This is a genomic window from Pseudomonas sp. MPR-R2A5 (assembly GCF_058793055.1).
This window is the reverse complement of the sequence record NZ_JBXAFK010000045.1, coordinates 61250-68291: the sequence shown is the minus strand read 5'-3', so window position 1 is coordinate 68291 and position 7042 is coordinate 61250. Positions and strand designations below refer to the sequence as shown.

The following is a 7042-nucleotide window of genomic DNA, read 5'->3' as shown; positions in this document are numbered from 1 at the left end:
TGCCGGGCTGCTCAGAGGCCGAGCGTTGGGCGCGGGAAATAAACGCTTTTCAAAGCAGCAGCCGCAGGCTGCATCAAAACCTTGAGGACTGGAGCGCGCTGCCGGTGGTGGGTCTGCTCGTCAGCTTCGGAAGGTCGCGGTAAGCCCGGACTATCCAGAGCCTGGCCGCGTGCAAGGGGTCGTGGAATACCGCAGGCGCGAAGCGACAAGGATATGCCGCGAAAGCCCCTTGCAGGCAAGGCCGGGCGGCGGATAGGCCATTGGGGCGATCCGCTACCTTCCGATGATGATGAGCCTACCTGGTGTTGCGGAAGGACCGGCAAGCGGAGCGCGCAGGCCGCAGGCCGGAGACGTGAGGATCGAAGCCCGAAGGGCCAAGACCTGGCGCGCTTTTGGCCAGGGCTTGGTTCACGAGAGCCGCCCCCCGAAGGGGGCACGCAAGAGAATGGATTAGTACCGATTGTTCCAGGGCTCGCATCGCACGACTGTGCTTATAAACGCGATGACAAATGCCGAAAACCAGAAGTATTTTTCCTGCAAAGTTGCCTTTCTGAATTCCCCTATCGTGAGCGTGTCAGGTGCGAGAACGTACGCACAAAACACAGCAGTCACCAGAAAACCGATGACAAACATGAGAATCGCAAACTGAGTAGTGCTGAGTTTTTTCATTTTCAAAAGTCCATTTATTTTGGCGATTGAGCCGATGATTTGCAGAGTTGTTCCGGGTCTATGCCTGCGTTCTTTAGCTCAACGTACTGAGAGGACGGCAGTTTAATATCGGCGTTGTAACTTGCGCAGAACTCCCCTAAGTCAAGAGTTGGCCAAGAGCCCTTCGGTCGAACGTTTGACGGGCTTATTCCCGCATCTCGGCTCCAGGTTTCAAAAGCTTGTTTGTACCCTTTATCGAACCCTTTCCCTTCCCATTCCGCACCCTTGCTCACACCCCATGAAAAGCCAATTCCCAAGCCGAGCAGAACGCACGCCGAGCAAGTCAACACGGATGCAGCTATCACGCTCTTTGTGTATGCAGACATATCGTTATCCTTTTTTGAGTCCAGCCAACTCCGCTAATAGCAGCGTGCATTGAGCTGCACTGAGTCGTCCCTGGTCTTTCAGTTCACTGATTGCAGCAGACAAAGCCCCGTATCCCTTCAAAGGGTAATGGGGTTCATATTGTTGCCTTGATATTGAATCTTGTAACCGCTCCAAAGGCTCGCAAACCTCGGGAAACGTTGTAGGAAGGTCGGCCAGCTTGACTGGCGCGGTCACCAGCTCCGGGAAGTAGATGGCCAAGGCTGGTCTATCCGAATCCATCAGAGCCTGAATGCCGTGCCGCAAATCCATTTTGGTGGATCCGCTGGCCAGCCAATAGGCTCCTGCGATTTCATCCTCAGACGCTGTTTCGAGCCACATGAGAACATCGAGGTAATCGGTTGAGCGCTGTGCATTTGTGTTGTCCATTACTTCGGTCCTCAGAGGTCCATTTCATCGCGTGCGGAATCGACCAGCGAACGGCATTGTTCGGCCCTTCGCATGTAGGTCAAGCCGTTGCCAGGCCAGATCGAGGCGGCGGCTTCGTATAGTTCCGCGGCTGAATACCACTTCTTGTGCAGTTCTGCCAACCGCGCAGCGGATTGCAGTGCATGGCAGGAACGTTCGGCTTTGCTTTGAGTGAGGTCACGAAAGTGCATTTGTGGATCTCCTTCGCTAATTTCCCGGGGCGGTTGCCGCCGCTTGTCCTGGGAAGATAAAGCGCCCCGTCAGGGGCGCAGATTCATGCTGCGTTATCTAGGTGATTAGCCAACGAAAGGCCAACGGCCACTGGGCGAACCCATACAGGCATATGGCTGAGCAAGAAGGTTTCCCCTTGCTTGGCGAGCAGGATGGTTTGAGCCATTACACCCGCAATGGCTTCAGCAGCCTTGGGTGGGACCGCGTTCCCGATCCGTTCCCGCCATGCTTGATCACTCAACCCATCCAGTTCGAGCATTTCCTCGGGATCGACAAGGCTTTGCAATGCAGCCATTTCAAGTGTGGTGAATGGGCGGTGCCAGGTGCCGTCGAGACTTCTGATCACGCATGTCAGTCGATCATTAGCTGCCGGCATTCTTGGATCAGCGACACTCCAACGGCCATTGTCCAGGAACGGTGGAACCTTCTCGACATGACGGGCGACCAGCAAGAACCGTTTGCGGGATTGGGCTAGTCCGCCCAGTTCGCCGCAGTCGTGGGTCGTCTCCGAAACGGCGTAGCCGAAGAACTCAAGGATCTGCCCGATCTGATCAAGCAAGTGTCGGCCACGGCTGGCCAGACGCGGTACGTTCTCGAACACGATCAAGCTGACTGGGTTGTGTTGCCATGCTTCGCACATGAGCCAGACGCAACGTAGCGTCAGCTCGTTGAGTGCCTGATATTTGGGGGTGAGGCTCAATGCTTCGGACAATAAGCCCGACGCGCCTTTGCATGGGCTGCTGATGAACACAACGTCAGGATCTTGGTAGCCAGCTGCGCGGCGAATGTCATCCGGCGTAGCCTCCCGCCAATCCGCAGGCGGTTGCTTGCCGTGAAACGCGATGTACTGCTCGCGGGTGAACAGATCCATCTGAGTACCTGGTACACCGGCCAAGCGCTCAAAATCCTTGAGCGCTCCAGCGTCCACGTCGACACCACCGACGCAACGCCATTCGGCCTGCAGCTTGCCGACTACCTCTTTGTTCTGGTTGAAACCCTTTGCGCCGCCGCCAAGACCGCAGCAGAAATGAAAGTGCTTGAGCACGTACCTGATAGGCATGATCGCATTCCGTCACTGGTGCCCGGACCGTGAGGTCCGGGCTTGCTGAGGTCAGATGGCTGAGGCAGTCGCTTCGGCCATGTCGCGGAAGATTTCTGCGTGCAGTTCCAACGGGAACTCTGCGAGAACTTCGCGCTGGCCAATGCCGGAGCGCTGCGCGACAACCATGTACAGGGTGACGGTGGAAGGGATTTGCCCAGGACGGGCTTGGTGGGACGGCTCAACGGTAAAACCGCTGTACTCGCGCAGGGTTTTCGCATCGCTGAAACACAGCAGGTGGGTTTCGGTAGTCATTGATTGAATCTCCTTCGAGTGACTTGGAGCGGTTGCCGCCGCTTTGTCCCAAGCTGCCGAGGCGGGATTGCCTCGACAGACTCAGTATCTCAAAAGATCGATTCTTGGTCAACTAGTAGTATCATTCAATTTTACTAAAAGTTTATTATTTTGATGCTGCTGGAGTACAACCCAGCTCGCGTGGGCCAGCAAGCCGAGCAACGTAACGAGGGTTAGGTTTTCGGTTCAAGTCGTTTTCCTTCGCGCACGTAGCAGCATCTACGCTTGAGCGCGCCCGAACGTACATGGTGTGGATCACTTTCTGTTTCTTGCCCGTATGCGCGATTAAATCAACCGCGAAGGTCTTCCACTCTTTGTCCTTCCAGAAGGCGTGAGCGTCAGCCTCATCGCCGAACAACATGCGTTCTTGGCGTGGTGTCTGATTCATGATTGCACCCGAATGCCCGGCGAACCGGGCTTCCCGAATTAGTAGTCCGTGCCTGCCAACAGCACGTTCCAAAGATCGCCGCTCACAAAGCGCAACTGGCATTTGACGCCTTGGGCGCGAAGCGCGTCCCGCGTCTCGATTGCGAGGGTCAACGAAATTTCAGTGAGCCCAGCCGGTTTGGTAGTGGTCATGGATCAGTAACCCAGCCAATGCAGTACGTCGCGGGAATAGTATTCAGAGTGATCGCCCAGCTCGTCTACGAGATCTGCAAAGTCGAGGGAATGTTTCTCGCACTCGGCTTTGGCTTCGTCGCGGCTTACCACGTTGTCTTCTTCAAGAGCTTCGTCCAGGGTCATGGTTATCACCTCATCTGTCGGGGTTGCCCGGCGCTTACCTGCACCGGGCGCGCTGAGTGTTGATTACTCGGTGTCGTCGCCTTCCAGGTCACTGAGACTCGGTGCCAGGTCGACCAACGCACGCTTCCCCTTCGGATCGATGACAGTGAACACGCATGCGCTACCTGGTTCACCATTCGCGACGTGCTTAGCAAAATACTGTTTTGCAACAGCTTGAGCAGCAGCCAGCGGACCGCCAGTTACATCAACGTCCATTTCCCAAATAACACGATGAACAGCCATTTCTTTCTCCTTCGCAATTCGCTTGGGCGGTTGCCGCCGCTGGTTCCAAGCTGCCGAAGCAGGATTGCTTCGACGGAGAAATTATCTCAACAAACTAAAACCAAGTCAACTATGAGTATCATCCGATAGGACTATTTATTTACTTTCTCGCACGCGAGAATTCGCCCGTCCGCTTGACCTTGTGTCATATATATAATACACTTATACCCATGAAAACGATTATCCAAACCGCCACTTACATGACTTGGGAACGCAAACTGCGTGACAAGAAGGCCAAACTGATTATCGCGGCGCGGGTGTTGCGGGTAGCCCACGGGTTGCTCGGTGACGTGCAGCCAGTAGGTCAAGGCGTCAGTGAGTTGCGAATTCATCATGGCCCCGGCTACCGGGTGTATTTCCAACAGCGCGGCGATCAGCTGGTCCTATTGCTCTGCGGTGGGGATAAAAGCAGTCAGGCGCGGGATATAGAAACCGCTAAAACTCTGGCAAGCCAGTGGAGTGAAGACGAATGAAAGAGCCAATTTACGAATACGATCCAGCGGAATTACTCACTGACGCGGAATCTATCGCCATCTTTATGGCTGATGCTTTCGAATCGGGTGATGCCTCCTTTATCGCGCAAGCGCTGAGCGTGGTTGCTCGCGCCAAAGGCATGACCGCAATTGCAAAAGAGGCAGGCGTTACCCGCGCTCACCTCTACCAACTGAAAAACGGCAACCCGACATTGAAAACCATGATCGGCGTGATGCGTGCGGTTGGCCTGGACATGACAGCAAAACAGCACGTCGACCTGGCCCACGGGTAAACGTAGCGCCGAGTCAAACCCGCCGCTGTGCGGGTTTTTATCAAAAAGTCTTGCCAACGCCGCTTTGCCGGGCTGCTCAGAGGCCGAGCGTTGGGCGCGGGAAATAAACGCTTTTCAAAGCAGCAGCCGCAGGCTGCATCAAAACCTTGGGGACTGGAGCGCGCTGCCGGTGGTGGGTCTGCTCGTCAGCTTCGGAAGGTCGCGGTAAGCCCGGACTATCCAGAGCCTGGCCGCGTGCAAGGGGTCGTGGAATACCGCAGGCGCGAAGCGACAAGGATATGCCGCGAAAGCCCCTTGCAGGCAAGGCCGGGCGGCGGATAGGCCATTGGGGCGATCCGCTACCTTCCGATGATGATGAGCCTACCTGGTGTTGCGGAAGGACCGGCAAGCGGAGCGCGCAGGCCGCAGGCCGGAGACGTGAGGATCGAAGCCCGAAGGGCCAAGACCTGGCGCGCTTTTGGCCAGGGCTTGGTTCACGAGAGCCGTCCCCCGAAGGGGGCACGCATGCAGGCAGTCGTTCCTTCCATCACTTCCCGCTGGCTGTCGCGTAAAGGCTGGATTACTGTACATGCAAACAGTATTCCGGTGATTTATGAAAGTCGTAGCAATCCAGCCACTCTTGGGATCTGGCATCCCGCTTCAATTGTTGTCCTGCACCGCTGCCGGTGGCTTTCCCAGCCCAGCGGCTGATTATTACGAACCTCCCATTTCGCTCGATGAACTGTTGAACATTCGCGCACCGCATATCTGGATCGTGAAAGTCGAAGGCGAGAGCATGCGCGATGCCGGAATTTTCACCGGAACCCGATTGATCATCGACCGGACAGTGACGGCGTGTTCCGGACACATTGTTATGGCGTATGTCGACAACCAACCCGTGGTAAAGCGGCTGGCCAAGTCAGCTGCAGGGTGGACACTGGAATCAGCAAACCCGACATACAAGGCCGTCACTCCCGACGAATTGACGAAGTGTTTGGCGTCGTGACTTGGAGCCTGTCGCCTCATGAACTTTGAACCCCGGCGACCTGTGTTCGGCCTGGTCGACGCGAACAAGTTTTACTGCAGCTGCGAGCGTATTTTCCGGCCCGAGCTGAGGGGTAAACCAGTGGTGGTACTTTCGAACTCGGATGGCTGCATCGTTGCTTGCACCAATGAGGCCAAGGCGCTTGGTTTGAAGATGGGAGATCCATATTTCAAGATCCGGGCATTTCTGGAGCGCAACGGTGTTGCAGCGTTCAGCAGCAATTACACGCTCTACGGCGAGTTATCGCACAGAATGGCCATGGCTACATCATCCCTGGTCAGTGCCGTGGTACAGTATTCAATTGACGAATCCTTCGTACGCTTAGAGGACCAGCGCGAACCATTGGTGGACGTGGGCCGAGCTATTCAGGCGCGCGTGCTGCAGTGGGTCGCGTTGCCGGTCGGTGTGGGCATCGGCCACACCAAAACGCTCGCCAAGGCAGCACAACATGCCTCGAAGATCTGGCGAGAGAAAACCGGTGATGTTGTAGACCTGCGCAGGCCGGAGGCTGTTGAGTGGTTGTTGCGCCGGATGCCTGTCGAAGAAGTGTGGGGCATTGGCAGGCGTATGCGCGATAACCTGGCCGGAGAAGGCATTAAAACAGCGTGGGAGCTATCCCACGCTGAGCCGCGAACAATGGGCCGCAAATACTCAGTGGTCTTGGAACGGACGATCAGGGAGCTTCGCGGCGAGTCCTGTATCGACATGGAACAAAGCCCACCGGACAAACAGACCATTTGCTCAAGCAAGATGTTTGGTCAGCGCGTCCACACAATCGAGGGGCTTGGCCAGGCGTTGGCCACCTATATCCACAAGGCCGCTGAGAAGCTGCGCAAGCAGCGATCTTTGTGCGGTGGCCTGCGGATCGGCATACAGACCTCGTTCCATGGCGACGGTCCGAAGTACGCCAATGCAGCCACGATCATTCCCGACTACCCAACAGATGACGTGCGCGTGCTGACCAAGCACGCGTTACGTGCGCTGGAAAGGCATCTATAGGCCGGGCTTTGCGTACAGCAAAGCAGAGGTCATGTTGATGGATCTGCGAAAGCGTGGTGAGTAC

Annotated in this window: 12 protein-coding genes; 4 read left to right on the top strand and 8 right to left on the bottom strand. The window is 56.1% G+C overall.

Annotated elements, in window-relative coordinates:
* Positions 1-1038 precede the first annotated feature (1038 nt).
* The 8 genes from AC1Q6I_RS26795 to AC1Q6I_RS26760 all read right to left on the bottom strand — a co-directional run bounded on the left by AC1Q6I_RS26795 (position 1039) and on the right by AC1Q6I_RS26760 (position 4150).
* Positions 1039-1461, bottom strand: a complete 423-nt coding sequence (locus AC1Q6I_RS26795; RefSeq protein WP_102606524.1) for a hypothetical protein — start codon at positions 1459-1461, stop codon at positions 1039-1041.
* 11 nt (positions 1462-1472) lie between these two features.
* On the bottom strand, positions 1473-1691 hold the full coding sequence (locus AC1Q6I_RS26790; protein ID WP_017124954.1) for a hypothetical protein: 219 nt from the start codon (positions 1689-1691) through the stop codon (positions 1473-1475).
* An 83-nt stretch (positions 1692-1774) separates the two neighbouring features.
* The gene (locus tag AC1Q6I_RS26785) at positions 1775-2791 is read right to left on the bottom strand and encodes a DNA cytosine methyltransferase (protein ID WP_102606523.1); all 1017 of its coding nucleotides are present in this window, start codon (positions 2789-2791) and stop codon (positions 1775-1777) included.
* Between the two features lie 51 nt (positions 2792-2842).
* Complete coding sequence (locus tag AC1Q6I_RS26780; protein ID WP_102606522.1) at positions 2843-3085, bottom strand: hypothetical protein; 243 nt, start codon at positions 3083-3085, stop codon at positions 2843-2845.
* Positions 3086-3230: 145 nt separating this feature from the next.
* Positions 3231-3512 carry a hypothetical protein gene (locus AC1Q6I_RS26775; RefSeq protein WP_146013721.1) on the bottom strand — a complete coding sequence of 94 codons (282 nt, stop codon included), beginning with the start codon at positions 3510-3512 and terminating at the stop codon, positions 3231-3233.
* A 38-nt stretch (positions 3513-3550) separates the two neighbouring features.
* Positions 3551-3703 (bottom strand): hypothetical protein, encoded by a 153-nt coding sequence (locus AC1Q6I_RS26770; RefSeq protein ID WP_158244089.1) that lies wholly within the window; start codon positions 3701-3703, stop codon positions 3551-3553.
* Positions 3704-3706: 3 nt separating this feature from the next.
* A complete protein-coding gene (locus AC1Q6I_RS26765; protein ID WP_173883036.1) occupies positions 3707-3868 on the bottom strand; it encodes a hypothetical protein in 162 nt (53 codons plus the stop codon).
* 63 nt (positions 3869-3931) lie between these two features.
* Positions 3932-4150 carry a hypothetical protein gene (locus tag AC1Q6I_RS26760; protein ID WP_102606520.1) on the bottom strand — a complete coding sequence of 73 codons (219 nt, stop codon included), beginning with the start codon at positions 4148-4150 and terminating at the stop codon, positions 3932-3934.
* A gap of 209 nt (positions 4151-4359) precedes the next feature.
* On the opposite strand from AC1Q6I_RS26760, the gene AC1Q6I_RS26755 reads away from it, so the two are divergent.
* From AC1Q6I_RS26755 to AC1Q6I_RS26740, 4 genes are all read left to right on the top strand, one after another.
* The gene (locus AC1Q6I_RS26755; protein WP_011475355.1) at positions 4360-4662 is read left to right on the top strand and encodes a type II toxin-antitoxin system RelE/ParE family toxin; all 303 of its coding nucleotides are present in this window, start codon (positions 4360-4362) and stop codon (positions 4660-4662) included.
* Entirely contained in the window at positions 4659-4955 is a 297-nt protein-coding gene (locus AC1Q6I_RS26750; RefSeq protein ID WP_102606519.1) for an addiction module antidote protein, read from the top strand. The genes AC1Q6I_RS26755 and AC1Q6I_RS26750 overlap by 4 nt, the downstream gene beginning before the upstream one ends.
* A gap of 592 nt (positions 4956-5547) precedes the next feature.
* A complete protein-coding gene (locus AC1Q6I_RS26745; RefSeq protein ID WP_256579813.1) occupies positions 5548-5940 on the top strand; it encodes a LexA family protein in 393 nt (130 codons plus the stop codon).
* Between the two features lie 18 nt (positions 5941-5958).
* Positions 5959-6978, top strand: coding sequence for a Y-family DNA polymerase (locus AC1Q6I_RS26740; RefSeq protein ID WP_488656213.1), 1020 nt, complete (start codon positions 5959-5961; stop codon positions 6976-6978).
* Positions 6979-7042 lie beyond the last annotated feature (64 nt).

Coding starts and splice junctions, on each gene's coding strand:
- AC1Q6I_RS26795 (WP_102606524.1), bottom strand. CDS start 1,461: ATGGACAACACAAATGCACAGCGCTCAACCGATTACCTCGATGTTCTC.
- AC1Q6I_RS26790 (WP_017124954.1), bottom strand. CDS start 1,691: ATGCACTTTCGTGACCTCACTCAAAGCAAAGCCGAACGTTCCTGCCAT.
- AC1Q6I_RS26785 (WP_102606523.1), bottom strand. CDS start 2,791: ATGCCTATCAGGTACGTGCTCAAGCACTTTCATTTCTGCTGCGGTCTT.
- AC1Q6I_RS26780 (WP_102606522.1), bottom strand. CDS start 3,085: ATGACTACCGAAACCCACCTGCTGTGTTTCAGCGATGCGAAAACCCTG.
- AC1Q6I_RS26775 (WP_146013721.1), bottom strand. CDS start 3,512: ATGAATCAGACACCACGCCAAGAACGCATGTTGTTCGGCGATGAGGCT.
- AC1Q6I_RS26770 (WP_158244089.1), bottom strand. CDS start 3,703: ATGACCACTACCAAACCGGCTGGGCTCACTGAAATTTCGTTGACCCTC.
- AC1Q6I_RS26765 (WP_173883036.1), bottom strand. CDS start 3,868: ATGACCCTGGACGAAGCTCTTGAAGAAGACAACGTGGTAAGCCGCGAC.
- AC1Q6I_RS26760 (WP_102606520.1), bottom strand. CDS start 4,150: ATGGCTGTTCATCGTGTTATTTGGGAAATGGACGTTGATGTAACTGGC.
- AC1Q6I_RS26755 (WP_011475355.1), top strand. CDS start 4,360: ATGAAAACGATTATCCAAACCGCCACTTACATGACTTGGGAACGCAAA.
- AC1Q6I_RS26750 (WP_102606519.1), top strand. CDS start 4,659: ATGAAAGAGCCAATTTACGAATACGATCCAGCGGAATTACTCACTGAC.
- AC1Q6I_RS26745 (WP_256579813.1), top strand. CDS start 5,548: ATGAAAGTCGTAGCAATCCAGCCACTCTTGGGATCTGGCATCCCGCTT.
- AC1Q6I_RS26740 (WP_488656213.1), top strand. CDS start 5,959: ATGAACTTTGAACCCCGGCGACCTGTGTTCGGCCTGGTCGACGCGAAC.